Raw genomic sequence first — 17,854 nt, 5'->3', positions numbered from 1 at the left:
GTCAACGCCGCCAGCCTACTCAAATCAAACATCGCTGCCCAACTCTTTCAACCAACTCCAAGGACGCATCAGCCTGCCGCTTGCGGCGCCGCCGCCCTCGTTGTGGCGCCATATAGACCCCACCAAGCAAAACTGTCAACGCAGTTTCTCAAAAAAACAGGAATTTTCTTTCCACAGCCAATATGGTCCTTTTTAACCAAATTTCAACCGTGAAAAACTGGCGATTCGAACAGTTGCGACGATTCCGTGACGGTTGGCATGACAATCGGGGAAGAACATGAAGCCTATGCCCTATATTCTGGCGGTCGATGGCGGCGGCACCGGGTGCCGGGCGCTTCTCGCCGACCGCGATGGCTCGACCGTGGGCCGGGGGACAAGCGGCCCTGCCAATATCGGCGCCGACCCGGCCACCGCGCTGGACAATATAGTGCGCGCAGCGAAGCAGGCCGCGCATGATGCGGGGCTCGATGTCGCCATACTAAGAGAGACCTGCGCGGTGCTGGGGCTCGCGGGCGCAAATTCGCTTGCCGACAAGGACAGCGTGGAGCGCCAACTCCCTTTCGGCAGGGTGAAGATCGTTTCCGACGCGGTCAGCGCCCTGCAAGGCGCGCTCGGTCAGGACGATGGCGCTATCGTCATTCTCGGCACCGGTTCAGTCTTCGTCAAAAGAGAACGAGAGGCTTTCGAGATTGTCGGCGGTCGCGGCTTCATGCTGAGCGATCAGGCGGGCGGCGCGCGGCTTGGGCGGGAACTGCTCGAAGAAACGCTGCTCGCACTGGATGGAATGGCTGAATGCACGGAGCTCGTCGATGCTGTGCTGGCCCGCTTCGGCGGCGACATGCGCCAGATCATCGCCTTCTCGCGCACGGCGATGGCTGCGGACTATGCCACCTTTGCACCTATTCTCTTCGATTATGCGCAGAAGGGCGATGCGCTTGGCATGTCGATCCTGCAACGCGCCTGCACTTATATTGCACGCGGTCTGGATCGGCTCGGCATAGAAAGGCTCGGCCGGTTCAGCATGACGGGAGGCCTTGCCGCTTCCTATGCGGCGCTGCCGTTTCTGCCGCATCGGGACCTCTATCGACCCGCGCTCGGCAATGCACTGCAGGGCGCATTATCCCTTGCTTTGCTGGAGAACGGTCGCGATTGACCGCTGGCGGCAAAAAGACTTGTCGTGGCGGGGTTTACCCCCTAACTTCTAGATCAATGAGGCCGGTTTTTGCTGGCGGGCGTATTCTTTTCACGCATTTTCCGGACGAAGGCGGTTTCGGTCTTCGAGGAAATGCCCTGCAGGGGTGGCATGCTGACTAAAAAGGGCAAATATGGCCTGAAAGCCATGGTGCATCTGGCGGGCGTTACGGACGGGCAACTGGTTTCGGCCAGCGAGATCGCCGAGAAGCACCATATACCGCGCAAGTTTCTCGACAATATTTTCACCGAGCTTCGCAATGCCGGTTTCGTTCTGAGCCGCAAGGGTAAGGGCGGCGGCTTCTGCCTTGCCCGCCCGGCCAACGAAATTGCCATCGGCAATATCATCCGCGCGCTTGATGGCGCGCTTGCCCCCATCGCCTGCGCCAGCAAGACAGACTATCGCCCGTGCGATGATTGTGATGAGGACGAATGCGAGGTGCGCCATATGATGCTCGACGTGCGCGAAGCCATCGCCAGCGTTCTGGATCACCGAACGCTGGCCGACAGCAGGGCCATGGATATAGCCTCACTGTCGGAATAGGCTTCAGGCTGGCGACCAGTTCGGAAACGGATCGTTCAGCCCCGACCAGCGTTCCGGCACAAAGTCTTCTTCCTCAAGGAGACACTGGTCCAGTTCATCGATGAGCGCATCTTCCCGCATCGGATCGACGCCGATGAATACAATCTCCTGACGCCGGTCGCCCCAGACTTTATGGAAATACGGTTCCATGGCGCGCTGCCATTCGGGTTCCTCCGGCCAGTATTGCCTGGGCACGGAGGACCACCAGCGGCCCCTTTTTCCCGTGCGCACCAAGGCCCCCGCCTGACTGATCTCGCCGACGAAATCCGGCCGTGTCGCCAGCCAGAAGAAGCCCTTCGCCCGCACGACACCCGGCCAGCCCTTGTCGATGAAAGACTGGAACCGTTCGGGATCGAAGGGACGCCGCGCGCGATAGACAAAGGAGCGAACGCCATATTCCTCGGTCTCGGGCGTATGCGCGGCAAAACCGTGCAACTCCTTGTACCAGAGCGGATGTTCATGCGCCTTGTTGAAGTCGAACAGCTTCGTGTCCAATAGGGCGTCGAGCGGCACCTGGCCGAAATCGGCCTCCTCAATGCGGGCATCGGGATTGAGCGAACGGATGACCTTGCGGGCAAGATCCCGCTCATCTCTTGAAGCGGTCGATATCTTGTTCAACACCACGACGTCGGCGAACTCGATCTGCTCGACCAGAAGGTCGACAAGCGTGCGCTCGTCCGCCTCGCCAAGAGATTCGCCGCGATCGCGCAGAAAGTCGCTCGACGCATAGTCCTTCAGGAGATTGGCCGCATCCACAACCGTCACCATCGTATCGAGCCGGGCGACATCGGAAAGACTGTTGCCCTTCTCGTCGCGAAACTCGAACGTGGCGGCGACCGGCAAGGGTTCGGCTATGCCGGTCGACTCGATCAGCAGATAATCGAAGCGGCCCTGTGCCGCCAGTTGCGAAGCCTCCTTCAGGAGATCGTCGCGCAATGTGCAGCAGATGCAGCCATTGGTCATCTCGACCAGTTGCTCGTCCGTGCGGGAGAGATTGGCGCCGCCCTCCCGAACGAGGGCGGCATCAATGTTCACTTCGCTCATATCGTTGACGATCACCGCCACGCGGCGGTTCTCGCGATTGTTGAGCACGTGGTTGAGCAGTGTCGTCTTTCCGGCGCCAAGAAAGCCGGACAGGACGGTGACGGGCAGTCTTTTTCTCATCACTGCGTTCCTTGGTGAAACTGGAAGGGATCAATCGTGGTGATGCTGATCGAGATTGAAGGTCAGCGTGGTGAAATAGCTGAGCTTGTCGGCTTCCGTTGAGTCGGACAGCGGTTTGGAATGGCCCGCGGCAACGACATTGAGACCCGCATTGCGAATCCTGATTGTGGCGATGCCTTCGGCGTCGGTCTTTGCCGGCGCCGCGTGGCTGTCATTGACATAATCCGCCGTGACAGCGACGCCTTCCACCGGCTTTCCGTCAAGCAGAACCTGCACGGGAAGCTCGTTACCCGCCTCCAAAATCGTCGGGTCCATCAGGGGAACGATTTCAAACGGCAAGCCTTGCGGCTCGGGCTTCCTGCGCAGATGATCGAGAATGGCGACGGCAAATTTCTGGCTCTGGCTGGACTGTTTCGCACCCGGAACCTCGGACTTCGGCTTGTTGACCCACTTGCCGTCCGGACCCTCGGCCCAGAAGCCATTGTCGAGCATGCCGCTGACCACAACCGCATTTCCGGGCACGCCGAGCAGGGCATGATCTTCCTGCCGCTCGATCTTCACGGCAACATCCTTGCCGTCCCCGTCTTTGGCGGTCACCGTCTTCAGCTTCTGCGGATCATAGGCCTCGTCGCTTGCGCCATGGCCGTACACGACAGCCTGCGTTCCATGACGCTCGGCAATCCAGATGCCATGCGCACCCGCTACTGCCGGAGCAAGAAAAGTCAAAACGGCACCGGCCTGAAGCGCCCTTACAAAGCTACGCATCCATATCTCCTTTATGTTATATCGTAACAATCTTAGCGGTAAAAATCGGCGGTTAAAGCCGCCAGAAATGTACGGGAAAAGCGGCAACACGCTTTACGCTTGACGCGCTTTGCAGCGAAGTAACCAAGCGCGTTGCGCTTGTTCGGGTTTCTTGAGTGCCGGGCCGCCCGCAAGTTCAAGCAGGTTGCAGCCCGGCACAATCGCAGCCGCTTTCTGAATGCAGGGGCATCCAGCAAAGGGAAGCGGCTGCGGCTGTTATTTCGACAGGCAGGTTTTCAGCGAACTGGCCAGATTGCGGATAAGCTGCGGATAAAGGTCCGGCCCATCCTTCAATTCGGCACCCAGAGGATCGAGAACGCCGGTTTTGGCATCCGTTCCGTCGATAACGGTTTTCACCAGCTTCGGCTCGAACTGTGGTTCGGAAAACACGCAGGCTGCGCCGAGCGACTTGATCTTCTCGTGAATTTCCTTGATGCGCGCCGCGCCCGGCGCCTTTTCCGGGCTGACCGTGATCGATCCGGCCGCCTTCACGCCAAAGCGATTTTCGAAATATTGATAGGCATCATGGAAGACGACGAATGGCTTGTCTTTAACCGGCTCCAGTTCGCTGGCGACTTCCGCCGTCAGCGCGTCGATCTTCTCGCCATAGTCCTTCGCGTTCTTTTCATATTGCGCGGCATGTTCCGGGTCGCTTTCAGCGAGTGTCTTGGCAATATCCGCCGCCAGAACCTTTCCGTTCTGCGGGTCAAGCCAGAAATGCAGGTCATATTCATTGTGGCCATGGTCATGCCCGGCTTCGGAAGCTTCAGCGGCATGATCGTTCTTCTTGTCATCATGGGCATGATCGTGGCCTTCTTCATGCCCATGGTCATGCGCTTCGAACGGCCCGCCTTCACGGAACTTCAGCTTCGTCAGGCCGTCTGCATCACCAAGCGCGACAACCTTTGCGCCCTCGCCCAGCGTGTCGATGGGCTTGTCGAGGAAGGTTTCCATCGACGGTCCGGCCCAGAAGATCACCCTGGCGTGCTCGATGGCTTCGGCATCGGAGGGTTTCAGGCTGTAGACATGCTCCGAACCCGCGCCCTGCACGATCAGCTTCGGCTCGCCCACGCCCTGCATGACCGCCGAGACAATCGAGTGGAGCGGCTTGATCGATACGACAACGCCGTCACGTTCCGCAGCAAAGGCGGCATGGGTCAAACCGGCGAGAAAAGCCGAGGCGAGAAGGAGGGAGCGGCGATGTTTCATGGTCTCTCTCTTGGGTGATTGATGAAGGACATCATATTCAAGTGATATGTTATTTTATTACGTCTGTTGCGTTATGCTATAACGTCTGTCATAAGGTGAGGCAACCCCCAATTTGCAAAAATTGAAACCGGGGTGGCCAACGGAAAAGACACTGAGAAAAGCCCGGAACAGATGAGCAGGAAGACCGCCCTCCCCGCCCAAAAGGCGCGGGAAACATTGATCGAACTGAAAGGCGCCGGCGTCTATCGCGACGGGCGCTGGCTCGTGCGCAATGTCGATCTGGTTGTCGAGCGCGGCGAAATCGTGACCCTGATCGGGCCGAATGGCGCGGGAAAAAGCACCGCCGCCAAGATGGCGCTACGCATCCTGAAGCCGGACGAAGGCAATGTGAGCCACGCGCCGGGGCTCAGCATCGGTTATGTGCCGCAGAAGATCAATATCGACCGCACGCTGCCGCTTTCGGTCGAGCGCCTGATGACGCTGACCGGGCCTCTCGCGCGCAAGGATATCGAGGCGGCATTGGAAGTGGTGGGCATCCCGCATCTTGCAAAGGCCGAGATCGCCAACCTGTCAGGCGGCGAGTTCCAGCGGGCGCTGATGGCGCGCGCGCTTGCCCGCAAGCCGGACCTCATGGTGCTGGACGAGCCGGTACAGGGCGTCGACTTTTCCGGCGAAGCCGCGCTTTACGAGCTGATCGCGAAGCTGCGCGACGACACCGGCTGCGGCGTGCTTTTGATTTCGCACGACCTGCATCTGGTCATGGCGGCGACCGACCGCGTCATCTGCCTCAATGGCCATGTCTGTTGCAGCGGCACCCCGCGCGACGTGACGGCAAGCCCCGAATATGTGCGGCTGTTCGGCAGCCGGGCCGTCGGGCCGCTCGCCGTCTACGAGCATCACCACGATCACACGCATCTGCCTGACGGGCGCGTGCTGCACGCAGATGGTTCCGTGACCGATCACTGCCATGCCGATGATGGCCATCATCATGACCATGACCACCATCACCACGAAGGGAGCGCGCCCCGTGCTTGACGACTTCTTCACCCGCGCCATCGTCGCCGGTGTCGGACTGGCGCTCACCACCGGGCCGCTCGGCTGCTTCATCGTGTGGCGGCGCATGGCCTATTTCGGCGACACCATGGCGCATTCCGCGCTTCTCGGCGTGGCGCTGGCGCTTGTTTTCGACATCAATATGATGATCGGCGTGTTCGCGGTCGCGGTGGCGATTTCCGCCATTCTGCTGCTCTTGCAGCGCCGCCATACATTGTCGGCGGATTCGCTCCTCGGCATCCTGTCCCATGCCACGCTGTCGCTTGGCCTCGTCCTCGTCGCCTTCATGACATGGGTGCGGGTCGACCTCTTGTCCTTCCTGTTCGGCGATATTCTGGCCGTCTCGCGCATGGATATCGCCTTCATCTATGGCGGCGGCGTGTTCGTGCTGGCGGTTCTGGCCTGGCTGTGGCGTCCTTTCCTCGCCGCCACCGTCAGCGAGGACATAGCGCGCGCCGAAGGCATGAACCCGGCTTTGTCGCGCATTGTCTTCATGCTGTTGCTCGCCATCGTCATCGCCATCGCGATGAAGATCGTCGGAATCCTCCTGATAACCTCGCTGCTGATCATTCCGGCGGCAACCGCACGCCGCTTTTCCTCCACGCCCGAACAGATGGCCATCCTCGCCTCGCTGATCGGTGCTGCCGGGGTGATCGGCGGACTTTATGGCTCCATTCATTTCGACACGCCGTCCGGCCCGTCCATCGTGGTCGCGGCGCTTGCCATTTTCATTTTGAGCCTGTTACCCCTACATAAGAGGGAACAAGCATCACCGAAACGGATCGCTGGACAATGAGCACCCATCACCATCATCACGCCCCGCAGGACCTGACCCGCAATCAGACACTGGTTTTCGACGTGCTGTCCAAGGCGGATGGCCCGCTCAGCGCCTATACGATCCTCGACCAGCTGCGCGACGACGGTTTCCGCGCGCCGCTGCAAGTCTATCGCGCGCTGGAAAAGCTGCTCGACTACGGGCTGATCCATCGCCTCGAAAGCCTCAACGCCTTCGTTGCCTGCGCCCATCCGCAATGCCATCAGCAGGGCCTCGTGGCTTTCGCGATTTGCGAGAAATGCGGTCAGGTGACGGAGTTCTCCGACGCGGCGATTGAGAACCTTGTCAGCGCATGGAGCCTCCAGAACGGGTTCAAGTCGCGCAAGACGACACTGGAGCTGCGTGGCCTCTGCGAAGCCTGCGGCGAGCATTGAAGCATTTCCAGCAAAAGTGTGAAACGGTTTTGCGTAGGATAATGCGGAAAAAGATCATACTCAAACAGATACGAACCTGTTCAAGGTAACCATGCCCGCAGATTCCCGGTTCAAAAAGTAACGCATCGGCAATCGAAACCTGCTAGACTGGGCTCTTAAAACTGCGCATCGTGCTTTCCGAAAATCGTTTTCGATTTTCAGGCCGATGCGGTGGGGAACAGCAGGTAAGATTTTGATATGGCGCGGGTTAAGCCATCCCATGAACGTCGCAGGGAAGAGAGACAGCGCACAAGGCTGCGCTCGGGCAAGATCGTGGGCCTCGACGGGCGGTTTATCATCGAGTGCCAGTTCAGCGATATCGCGCCCCATGGCGCCAAGCTGAGGACCGTCGAAGTCCCCACCCTGCCTGAGCGTTTCTGGTTGTTCGATGATTATTACGGTCGCGCGCTTCTGGCCCGCGTCGCCTGGCGCAATGGCCGTGAAATGGGTGTGGAGCTCGTATCCGACCCGGCAGTCACGCCGCTCGACGAAGAACGCCTCGCCCAGCTTTCAGGAAAATACTATTCGCTGTGACTGGCAGGCTCGGCATTTGCCTGCTTTTCGGGCGCCTGCTTTCCGGGTGCGGTCGGCGTCGGCGTGCCGCGCATGTTCATGGCGCGGATTTCTTCGGCTGAAATATAGTTGAACTGCTCGACCAGAAGGTCCTTGATCACCGGTTCGGGGAACCGCGCATTGAGATCGGAGATGATCGAGGCGCGCACGTCCTCGAAGCTCACCTTCTCGACCTCCTTGGTATCCGAATAGCTGCCATAGAACTTGCGGAAGATTTCATCGCTGATGAAGAATTCGAGCGGCACGCTCAGCTTCTTGCGAATGTTTGAATCGACCGTATAGACAAGCTGCGTCACCACGTAACCGGCCACATCGCCATTCGAAATGATCGGCACGCTCATCACGTCCGTCTTCACGTAGTCGACGCCGCCGAAACCGCCGACCGCGGCCTGCGCCCCATCCACGGATGAGGCGTTCTGGCGAACGGCGAAGAAAAGCGAGCCGAAAGCGACGGCGCAAATCCACAGGCCGATGGCAATGATGCGGATCATCGTGCGTGACCGAGCCTCGCGCTCTGCATGGAATAGGTGCCGTCGGCTTCCTGCGTTTCCAGCGCGCCGCGGATGAGGTCGGCCAGTTCGCCGACAGCGCGCAGATGCAGTTGCAGCGCCTCGCAGTTCTTTTCAAGCTTGTGCTTCAGGCTGTCCAGCAGCGGCTGAAGCCGCTTCATCGTTGCCGGTTCGGCAGCGCTGGCCGCTTTCTTGATCGCCTTGTTGAAATCGTAAAGTCCACGGCTCTTGCGGGCGTTGATTTCGGCGAGATCCGGATTGCCGCCATCCAGCAGAAGGCGCGTTTCCGTATCGATCACGTCTTCCAGACGCTGGATCGCCCGCACGACCGGCTTCAATGTCGGGTTCTCGGCCGGTTCCTCTGCCAGCGCCTGACCGGGTTCGCTCGTGATAGCGACGATCAGCGAATCCTCTGGCAGGCTGTTTTCAGAGCTTGTCTCGGTCATTTCGGGGGTCCTCAATTATGACGCTTGTCGTTACGGCCAATCAGCCGCGCGCGCTGTCCGTGTCGCTGTTGTCTATCTTTTCATTTTGCCGCATGTCCTTATCCCGAAACCGGTTCCCACTTTCGGGAGACATGCTCCAGCTGCTTTTGAATGAGCTTGCGTTCGAAGCCATGCACAATGTCCTTCGAAACGGCGTTCTCGCTCATCTGGTCTCCCAGATTGTCGATCACGTCTCCCAAGGCCACCGTCGTCGGCGCGTCTGGCCGTCCGTTGCGCGCCGCCTGCTCCTCAAGCAACCTGGCAATGCCGACGCCGCCGCCATCCGCCATCTTGTTCGCCATGGCCTCGGCCATCATGGACTTCCAGTATTCACCGGCAATCCCCTTCCCGAAGGTCGCCGTCGTGTCACTGGTGAACATCGACTGCACGAAGGATTGCAGCATGAAGGCCTCGAACTTGCGATAGGCCGGATTGGCCGCGTTCTGCACATCCGGCCGCACGCTGACCCCAGCCGCGAGGCTGTCGGAAAAGCTGGCGAAACCATCCTGCGTCAGCCCACCGCTGGCGGCGGATGCGGACGGCGCTCTCAACCGTTCCGCCGCCATGCGATAGGCTTGCGGATCGGCGGCGCGCGCCACGTCCATCACCAGATCTGACGGCGGGTTGATCGCCATGCATCACTCCTTGTTTGTTATGTGCACCATAATGGATCAAACTTGACTGAAACTTGTGCGTGCGTTCAGCCTCGTTTTTGTGCTCAATCAGGGCCTTGCGAGCGATTTGTCGTTTTCCGGCTAATAAATTCCTCGATCAGGCTGGAAAGTTCGCGCCGTTCCCGCTCGTTTCTGGTGTCCGCCAAGCGACCTTCCAGCAATTCCACCCGCCTTTGTTCCTGCAAAAGCGCCTTGCGCTGCACATCGAGCCGCCGTTCCAGCTGCTGCGATTCGGCGGCATTGTTTCCCAGACGCCGGATCAGCAGCGATGGATCGATATTGAGCGCATCGCCGTCATAGCGGCGGTCCTGCATGGCGATCAGCGCCTCGCGCTCTTCATCCAGCGCGCCCTTGCGCGCATTGGCTGCGGCAAGCGCCTGTTCCAGCCGGGCGCTGCCAAGCTTTTGCAGTTCAATCAGCTTCTTGAGATTGCGCGGGTTTGTCATCGCGGCCCTCAGAACAGTTCGCGCAACTGCGTGGCAGTTTCGTTGGTGAAGAAGCGCAGGAGTTCCGGCAAGATGAAATAGACCACCAGCAGCCCTCCCCCCAGCACGAACGGCATCGACACGAAATAGACCGGTATGGTCGGCGTCAATTTGTTGACGAGGCCGATGGCGAAATTGACCAGAATCGCAAAGACGATGAAGGGCGCGGCGATGCGCAGCGTCGCCAGAAAAGCCGCCGAAAGCGCATCGGTGAAATCGATCATCGCCGCGTCAGGGCGAAACTGTCCGTCAACCGGAATGGCCACATAGGAATTGAGCAGCGCCCGGAAAATCTCCAGATGCATGTCGGTGATGAAGAACAGGAACAGCGCGCTGAAGGTGACGATGGTTGCAAGCGTCGCCTGCGGTTCGCTTTCGGTGATGGCATCGGCGGGAGAACCGGAATAGCCGACGGAAACCGCCATCGTGCTGGCCATGAATTGCAGCGCCCAGAAATAGATATGCGCCAGAATGCCGATAACCGCACCGACGAACAGTTCACTCGCCATCAGGCGAAACAGCGTCCACGGCTGCCCGGCATCGACAACGGTGACGATGCGTTGCAGCACCAGCGGCAGCACGGCGAAGGAACAGGCGAGCGCGATGAACAGCCTGACCTGCAACGGAATGCGCGCGCTCGAAAGCCCCGGCATCAGCATCAGGCAGGCGCCGATGCGGCAGAACGCCAGAACGGCGGCCAGGATGATTTCATTGAGCGGCAATTGTGCGACAGGCACTCAGGGCCCTTTCATCGTGAAGCAATAACTATTCCCCTCGTCCTTCGATCCTTCGATCCTTCGAGACGCCAAGCCTCGACAAGCTCGGCATGGCTCCTCAGGATGAGGGGCGTGGGCGCCAAGACTTTTTCCTCGTCCCAAAGGAGATGCGCCCTGAGCACATAGCGGGCGTCTCCAACCTCTCCAACCCTCGCGCCCCTCATCCTGAGGAGGTTCCCTGAGCGGAGCGAAGGGAACCGTCTCGAAGGATCGAAGGATCGAGGGATCAATCGGCCGTTGACTATGAAATCGCGCCCAACGACTTCACCTCCACGCCACGGGCGATCTCGACATGGGAGAGCACCGGCAGCGTGGCGAACAGCCGCTCGATAATCATGCGGATGTAGGGCCGCGCTTCCGGCGAGGACACCAGCACGAAACGTTCGCCATTGTCGAAATGCTTGCGGATGACGGCGGAGGCTTCCGTGCCGAACTGTTCCAGCAGGCGCGGATCGATGTCGAATTCGACGATTTCGCCCTTGGCGTCACGCTTGAGGCTCTGGTGGAAAACCAGATCCCAGCGATTGCCGAGGCGCAGAACATTCAGCACGCCATTGTCGGACAGGTCGCCGCAAATCTGCTGCGCCATGCGCATGCGCACATGCTCCACGATCATTTCCGGGCGGCGGACGAGCGGCGCGATTTCCGCGATGGCTTCGAGGATCAGATGCAGGTTGCGGATGGAAATGCGCTCGGCGAGCAAAAGCTTGAGCACCGCCTGCAAGCCCGAATAGGAAATATGCGACGGGCAGATATCTTCCAGCAGCTTGCGGTATTCCGGCCCCAGACGGTCCAGCAGAATGCGCATGTCCTTGTAGGACAGAAGCTGGGCCAGATTGTTGCGCACGATTTCGCTCAGATGCGTCAGCAGGACCGAGAGATTGTCCACGGTCATGTAGCCGTCGCGGCGCAGATCGGACGCAAAGGTTTCCGGCACGGAATAGGCGCGCATGCCGAAGGCCGGTTCGCGCACTTCCTCACCCGGAATGGACGGAATCGGGCGCTCGCCCAGCACGACAAGCGTTTCGCCGACCCGCAGCTCGTGGCTGGCGACAGCCGTGCCGTGTATCTTGATGCGATAGCTTTTCGGCGGCAGCGCTATATCGTCCGTCACCTTGATTTCAGGGATGACGAAACCGTATTCCTGCGCGAACTTGCGGCGCATCTTGTTGACGCGGTGCGCTAGTTCCTGCTGCGAGGCGATCAACCGGGCGGAAAGCTGTTTGCCGAGGCAAAGCTCGATCTGATTGGTTTCAAGCGACGCCTTGACCGAGTTGCGCTCCTGCTCTTCCTGTTCGCGTTGCTTTTTGCCGGCCTCGTTCGCTTCCGCCTCGCGCTGGCGCGCCTGACGGCGCGGCACGGCAATGCCGATGAAAGCCATCGCGCCGCCCAGCATGAAGAAGGGAAAGGCTGGCAGGCCCGGCATGATGCCGAGGACGAAAAGCAGCATGGCCGCGACCAGAAGCGCCTTCGGATAAGCGCCGAGCTGACCGAAGATCGCCTGATCGGCGGAACCGCGCGTGCCGCCCTTCGACACCAGAAGACCGGCGGCGAGCGAGACGATCAGCGCCGGAATCTGCGTGACCAGACCATCGCCCACCGACAGTTTGGTGAAGACGTCAGCCGCGTGCGCAATATCCATGTCGTGGCGCGTGGCGCCGATGATGATGCCGCCGAAAATATTGACGGCGGTAATGATGAGGCCCGCAATCGCATCGCCGCGCACGAATTTCGAGGCACCGTCCATGGAACCGAAGAAGGAGCTTTCCTCTTCCAGCTCGCGGCGGCGGCGCTGCGCTTCCTTTTCATCGATCAGGCCGGATGAGAGATCGGCATCGATAGCCATCTGCTTGCCGGGGATGGCATCGAGCGTGAAGCGCGCGCCCACTTCCGCGATACGCGTCGCGCCCTTGGTGATGACGAGAAAGTTGACGATGATCAGGATGCAGAAAACCACCAGACCGATGACGAAATCGCCGCCCATCACGAATTGCGAGAAGCCGTGGATCACGTGACCGGCGGCGAGATATCCCTCATTGCCGTGGGTGAGAATCACGCGCGTCGTCGCGATGTTGAGCGACAATCGCATCATGGTGGCGATGAGCAGCACCGTCGGAAAGGCGGAAAAATCGAGCGGGCGCTGGATCCACAGCGCCACCATCAGGATCAGGACGGAGAAGGCGATGGAGAACGCCAGCCCGATATCCAGCACGACCGCCGGAACAGGCAGGAAAAGCACCGTCAGGATGATGATGATGCCAACCGCCAGACCCATGTCGCTGCCGGTCAGAAATCCGCTTTTCATGAAGGGTTTAGCCGCTGCCTGCTGCACATCCGTCTCCTGTTTCGAAGCGGACCCTAGCTTGCGAAGCTTGCGCGAAGGCTACCAAAGCGCATCCCGAAAAGTGTGAAACGGCTCCGCATCGGATGACCAGAACGGCTCCAACCATTCAGTATTAACCGGAACAACACCAGTCCTCACCGCAAAACTATTACTTTATTATCGTACCCTTACATCATCGTCGCTCGAATATTTGCCTTTCATTTAAATATTTATCAGAACGGCCAAATCATATTATATATTACTAATTATAGATTTTATAACAATAAATTATTTATTGTGTTTCTGTATAAATGTATTGAGTCTTTATGAAACCACGTATAAGTAAGATAAGCGCTGCTTGTCTTATGCGGCTATTACGGGCGATTTTAGCAAATATAAAATAAAGATTTGGCTTTTATTATTCAGTAACTTCTAATGTATTTTGGGGAATTTTCTAATTCTACATTCGATAGTTCTGCTTTCGGAGTTGAGATATGCATAAAAAAATATCGGGCACGGTTTTCTCGCGTACCGGGCTTCTTTCCGGCGTGGCTGTTGGGACTATTGCGCTCGCTTCATCAGCATCTGTCGCGCAGGCTGGAATAACATATACAGGTGATGTAACGCCAACACCGCCCCCTGGCCAATCTGAGTGGCAATACAATGGGGATATTGTCGTTGGCAGCACGGGTGATGGCACCCTGTCGCTACAGGATGCCATTATTCACGACAAAACAGTATCCCAGCCCGGCGACCCACTGCGCCCCCATCTTAATCTTCATATCGGCATGGGCAGTGGTACTACAGGGATAATTACTCTTAATAATTCTACTCTTTATGTTTATGATCATAACGTTCAGATAGACAATGAGCCAGGAATCATTATTGGCGATTCTGGTGAGGGAATTCTGAATATCGAAAATGGCTCCAGGGTACACACTCCTAGGCCTGTTATTCTGGGGCAGGACGTGGATGGAATTGGCACCATTAATATATCCGGAGTAAATTCAATTATGGACGGCACAAACCGCCTCCAGATAGGACTTGGCGGAAATGGCACGCTGAATATCACGGATGGGGGCTCATTTAGTTCCGATCAGGGCACTTTAGGAATTGGTGTAAATTCTGGCTCGACTGGCTCTGTTCTTGTCAGCGGCGTTGGTTCAACCTTGAAAGCAGGAGGACAATACACACTATGGCTCGAAATTGGGGACAGTGGAACCGGATCGCTGACAATAGAGAAGGGCGGTATTGCCGAATTTCAAGCAACCTATGTTGAAATTGGTTCGGAGACGACTGGCAACGGCGTCGTAACCGTAACCGGTCAGGGTTCGTCATGGACCATTAATCACCCTAACGGCTTCCTCGGTCCTGTCTACGTTGGTAGGCAAGGTACTGGTTCATTGACAATCTCGGATCGAGGGGCGGTCAATGTCGGATCGGTTGAAATCGCCTATTTCTCAGGCTCCTCCGGGACCGTTAACATTGGTGCTGCTGCACAAGATGTGGCGGCGGTGGCGGGGCAGCTCAACGCTCAATCGATAGTGTTTGGTTCTGGCACTGGCACACTGACGTTCAACTATACGGATGCAAGCTATCTTCTGTCGGCGGCCATTTCGGGTCCGGGCACGATCAATCAGATGACGGGCGTCACGACGCTGACGGGCGATGGTTCGGCTTTCAGCGGCACCACTTACGTCACGGGCGGCGAGCTTCATATCGGCAATGGTGGGACGACGGGGGCGCTGAACGGCACGATTGTCGATGACACGAAAGTGGTCTTCAATCGCTTCGACGACCTGATCTTCTCCGGTTCGCTTGAGGGAGCCGGTGCCGTGCAGAAGGTCGGTGCGGGCTCTCTGGTCTTGACGGGCGACAGCAGCGCATTTGTCGGCAACACGGCGGTCGATGTCGGCGGATTGTTTGTCATCGGCACATTGGGCGGCACGGTGGATGTTGCGACTGGCGCAAAGCTTGGCGGCACCGGCACGATCATCGGCAACACCAAGGTGGCCAGTGGCGGCGCGCTCGACGGTAACCAGGGCAATGTGCTGACATTCAAGAATGATCTTTCGCTGGCTCTGGGCAGCACTGTGAATGTCGCGCTCGGGAAATCGGGGAATGGGAACGGCCTGTTTGACGTGCATGGCAATCTGACGCTGAACGGCACGCTCAATATCACCGATCAGGGCGATTTCGGTGTCGGCCTTTACCGCCTGTTTGATTATGGCGGCACGCTGTCGGGCAATGGCCTGACGCTGGGCAATGTCCCGTCCGGCTCGGATCGGAGCGCCATGCAGTTCCGGAACCCGGATCACCAGTATAATCTCTATGTTGCCGGACAGGTCGCCAACAATATATGGGCTGGCGGTGACGGTACATGGAATGCGACCAATCAGAACTGGACGGATATTAACGGCAGTTCAATCGGTGTGTGGAACCAGGGTGATTAAGCGCAGTTCGGCGGCACGGTCGGACATCGGGTCACCGTGGATGACGGTGCCGGGGATTTGAGGGCGCAGGGGCTGGCGTTCTCCACGGATGGCTATGTGCTGTCCGGCGACTATCTCACGCTTGAAGGTAGTAAGAACCCGACGATCCGTGTCGGTGATGGCAGTGCTGCCGGGGCTGGCATAACCGCGACGATAGCAAGCGAGCTGCGCGGCAATCAGGGCATTAGCAAGCTCGACTATGGCACCCTGGTTCTGACCGGCGCCAATAGCTATACCGGCGACACGGCGATCAACCAGGGCACGCTTCAACTCGGCGACGGCGGCAATAGCGGCAGCATTCTGGGCGATGTGGTGGTGAAGCGCGATTCCTATAGTCATGGCACGCTGGCCTTCAACCGCTCGGATATCTATAACTTCACCGGCGCGATCAGCGGCGGTGGCAATGTTGTGCAGCGCGGCAGCGGCACGACGGTGTTTTCGGGCGACAACACGTTCACAGGCGGCCTCACCGTCGAGAAGGGCACGGCGAAGGCCGGGATTGTGGATCACGCCTTTGGTTCGGGCCTGCTGACGGTCGAAAAAGACGGCACTGCCGATCTGGCCGGTGTCAATGAAACGGTTGGCGGCCTTGCCGGTGCAGGCTATGTGGCGCTCGGCTCCGGCAGGCTGACGCTCGATCAGGACATCGATACGACCTTTTCCGGCATGATGGACGGTCCCGGGGGCATCACCAAGAACGGCAATGGCACGCTGACGCTTTCCGGCACTGGCAGCTATGCGGGCCAGACCAATGTCAATGGCGGCGCTCTGGTGCAAGGTGCCGCAGGCGCTTTCTCCGGCACGTCCACCTATTCGCTGGCAAACAATGCCCTTATCGGCCTTGGCGGCTATGACACCAACATGGTCGGCCTCTCCAATTCCGGCACGGTTGATTTCGGTGGCTCTGGCGGAACCACACTGACCGTTGCCGGCAACTATGCCGGCAATGGCGGCACGCTTGTCATCAACAGCGTGTTGAATGGCGATGATTCCAAGACCGACATGCTCAAGGTCGGCGGCGATACGTCTGGCAACACCAACCTGAAGGTCATCAATCGCGACGGGCTTGGCGCACAGACGGTCAACGGCATCGAAGTGGTCGATGTTCAGGGCCAGTCGAACGGCACCTTCTCGCTGCTGGGTGACTTTGTCACCAAGGACGGCAAGCAGGCGATTCACGGCGGTGCCTATGCCTATACGCTGCAACAGGGCTCGGGCACCGGCAATGAGGACGGTAACTGGTATCTGACCAGCCAGCTTGACAATCCAGGCCCAGGCCCTGATCCGCGCTACAGCCCGTCGGTTCCAGTCTATGAAGGCTATCTGCAGAACATGCAGGCGCTCAACAAGCTGCCGACCTTGCAGGAACGTGTGGGCGAGCGCTACTGGACGGGCCGGAACGGCGATGGCAAGGCCACAGGTGCCGCCGTTGACGACAAGGGCGTGTGGGCGCGTATCGAAGGCGCCCATAACCGCCTTGAACCCGATACGTCGCTGAGCCGCATGAAGCAGGACATCAACACCTTCATCATGCAGGCCGGTGTCGACGGCCAGTTCTATGAGAGCGACAGTGGCAAGCTGATCGCCGGTATCACCGGCCAATATGGCCATGCCAAGGGTGATGTGTCCTCCTTCCACGGCGATGGCGCGATCAGCACCGATGGCTGGAGCCTTGGCGCTACCGCCACCTGGTATGGCAATTCCGGCTTCTATGTCGACGGTCAGGCGCAGGTCACGTGGTTCGACAGCGATCTCACCTCCTGGACCGCCAATCAGGGTCTTGCCGATGGCCGCAAGGCAACCGGCTATGCCTTGAGCATCGAAGCAGGCCAGCGGATCGCCATCGACCAGAACTGGTCGCTGACCCCGCAGGCACAGTTGATGTACTCATCGATCGATGCCGACAGCTTCCGCGATGCATGGGACAGCCGCGTCAGCCTGCATGACGGCGACAGCCTGATCGGACGGCTCGGCCTTGCCGCCAACTATGCCAATAGCTGGAAGGGCGAGGATGGGTTGACGGTCAACACCACCGTCTACGGCATTGCCAATCTCTATCAGGAGATGCTGGGTGGATCGTCGGTCAATGTGGCGGGCGTCGACTTCGACACCGACAATGACCGGACCTGGGGCGGTATCGGCGCTGGCGGCACCTATGGCTGGGCCGACAACAAATATGCCGTCTATGGCGAAGGCTCGATCAACACCGCGCTCAACCACTTCGCCGACAGCTACGCCCTCAAGGGCACCGTCGGCTTCAAGGTCAAGTGGTAAGGCGCAAACCC

17 protein-coding genes and 1 pseudogene are annotated in these 17,854 nt (G+C 58.8%); 9 read left to right on the top strand and 9 right to left on the bottom strand.

Translation table 11 applies throughout. The annotated features are described in order from the left end of the window. The 3 genes from AC0TOF_RS00420 to AC0TOF_RS00410 all read left to right on the top strand — a co-directional run. On the top strand, positions 1–196 hold a 196-nt coding region (locus AC0TOF_RS00420), incomplete at its 5' end, for a hypothetical protein (protein ID WP_473766783.1). A gap of 90 nt (positions 197–286) precedes the next feature. After that, entirely contained in the window at positions 287–1,153 is an 867-nt protein-coding gene (locus AC0TOF_RS00415; RefSeq protein ID WP_473766785.1) for a glucosamine kinase nucleotide-binding domain-containing protein, read from the top strand. Positions 1,154–1,303: 150 nt separating this feature from the next. Beyond that, a complete protein-coding gene (locus AC0TOF_RS00410; RefSeq protein WP_122003137.1) occupies positions 1,304–1,735 on the top strand; it encodes an RrF2 family transcriptional regulator in 432 nt (143 codons plus the stop codon). Positions 1,736–1,738: 3 nt separating this feature from the next. On the opposite strand, the gene zigA is transcribed toward AC0TOF_RS00410, so the two are convergent. From zigA to znuA, 3 genes are all read right to left on the bottom strand, one after another. Beyond that, positions 1,739–2,938, bottom strand: a complete 1,200-nt coding sequence (gene zigA / locus AC0TOF_RS00405) for a zinc metallochaperone GTPase ZigA (RefSeq protein ID WP_473766782.1) — start codon at positions 2,936–2,938, stop codon at positions 1,739–1,741. 30 nt (positions 2,939–2,968) lie between these two features. Continuing rightward, entirely contained in the window at positions 2,969–3,703 is a 735-nt protein-coding gene (locus AC0TOF_RS00400; RefSeq protein ID WP_473766781.1) for a DUF4198 domain-containing protein, read from the bottom strand. A 255-nt stretch (positions 3,704–3,958) separates the two neighbouring features. After that, positions 3,959–4,951 carry a zinc ABC transporter substrate-binding protein ZnuA gene (gene znuA / locus AC0TOF_RS00395; RefSeq protein ID WP_473766780.1) on the bottom strand — a complete coding sequence of 331 codons (993 nt, stop codon included), beginning with the start codon at positions 4,949–4,951 and terminating at the stop codon, positions 3,959–3,961. Positions 4,952–5,122: 171 nt separating this feature from the next. Between znuA and AC0TOF_RS00390 the strand changes: the two genes are divergently transcribed. The 4 genes from AC0TOF_RS00390 (at position 5,123) to AC0TOF_RS00375 (ending at position 7,786) form a co-directional block, all read left to right on the top strand. Then, positions 5,123–5,986: an ATP-binding cassette domain-containing protein gene (locus AC0TOF_RS00390; protein ID WP_473766779.1), complete on the top strand. Its 864-nt coding sequence runs from the start codon at positions 5,123–5,125 to the stop codon at positions 5,984–5,986. Beyond that, a complete protein-coding gene (gene znuB / locus AC0TOF_RS00385) occupies positions 5,940–6,800 on the top strand; it encodes a zinc ABC transporter permease subunit ZnuB (RefSeq protein WP_473766778.1) in 861 nt (286 codons plus the stop codon). Before AC0TOF_RS00390 ends, znuB begins: the two co-directional genes overlap by 47 nt. Next, positions 6,797–7,213 (top strand): Fur family transcriptional regulator, encoded by a 417-nt coding sequence (locus tag AC0TOF_RS00380; protein ID WP_121983520.1) that lies wholly within the window; start codon positions 6,797–6,799, stop codon positions 7,211–7,213. Before znuB ends, AC0TOF_RS00380 begins: the two co-directional genes overlap by 4 nt. Before the next feature lie 237 nt (positions 7,214–7,450). Beyond that, entirely contained in the window at positions 7,451–7,786 is a 336-nt protein-coding gene (locus AC0TOF_RS00375) for a PilZ domain-containing protein (RefSeq protein WP_006469386.1), read from the top strand. Here the strand turns inward: AC0TOF_RS00375 and AC0TOF_RS00370 are convergent. From AC0TOF_RS00370 to flhA, 6 genes are all read right to left on the bottom strand, one after another. Further along, the gene (locus AC0TOF_RS00370) at positions 7,774–8,316 is read right to left on the bottom strand and encodes a hypothetical protein (protein ID WP_473766777.1); all 543 of its coding nucleotides are present in this window, start codon (positions 8,314–8,316) and stop codon (positions 7,774–7,776) included. The genes AC0TOF_RS00375 and AC0TOF_RS00370 overlap by 13 nt on opposite strands. Then, positions 8,313–8,780: a flagellar protein FlgN gene (locus tag AC0TOF_RS00365; protein ID WP_473766776.1), complete on the bottom strand. Its 468-nt coding sequence runs from the start codon at positions 8,778–8,780 to the stop codon at positions 8,313–8,315. The genes AC0TOF_RS00370 and AC0TOF_RS00365 overlap by 4 nt, the downstream gene beginning before the upstream one ends. Before the next feature lie 98 nt (positions 8,781–8,878). Next, positions 8,879–9,454, bottom strand: coding sequence for a rod-binding protein (locus AC0TOF_RS00360; RefSeq protein WP_473766775.1), 576 nt, complete (start codon positions 9,452–9,454; stop codon positions 8,879–8,881). 83 nt (positions 9,455–9,537) lie between these two features. After that, the gene (locus AC0TOF_RS00355; protein WP_473766774.1) at positions 9,538–9,939 is read right to left on the bottom strand and encodes a hypothetical protein; all 402 of its coding nucleotides are present in this window, start codon (positions 9,937–9,939) and stop codon (positions 9,538–9,540) included. An 8-nt stretch (positions 9,940–9,947) separates the two neighbouring features. After that, the gene (gene fliR, locus AC0TOF_RS00350) at positions 9,948–10,715 is read right to left on the bottom strand and encodes a flagellar biosynthetic protein FliR (RefSeq protein WP_473766773.1); all 768 of its coding nucleotides are present in this window, start codon (positions 10,713–10,715) and stop codon (positions 9,948–9,950) included. A gap of 280 nt (positions 10,716–10,995) precedes the next feature. Beyond that, entirely contained in the window at positions 10,996–13,059 is a 2,064-nt protein-coding gene (gene flhA / locus AC0TOF_RS00345) for a flagellar biosynthesis protein FlhA (protein ID WP_473766784.1), read from the bottom strand. 512 nt (positions 13,060–13,571) lie between these two features. On the opposite strand from flhA, the gene AC0TOF_RS00340 reads away from it, so the two are divergent. After that, entirely contained in the window at positions 13,572–15,530 is a 1,959-nt protein-coding gene (locus AC0TOF_RS00340; RefSeq protein WP_473766772.1) for a beta strand repeat-containing protein, read from the top strand. Between the two features lie 144 nt (positions 15,531–15,674). Then, positions 15,675–17,843: pseudogene (locus tag AC0TOF_RS00335) on the top strand (autotransporter family protein); the annotation flags it as partial. Between the last annotated feature and the right edge of the window lie 11 nt (positions 17,844–17,854).

This window comes from Ochrobactrum sp. PL_is501 (genome assembly GCF_055816895.1).
The sequence above is the reverse complement of the archived record's forward strand: the minus strand, read 5'-3'. Positions and strand labels throughout refer to the sequence as shown.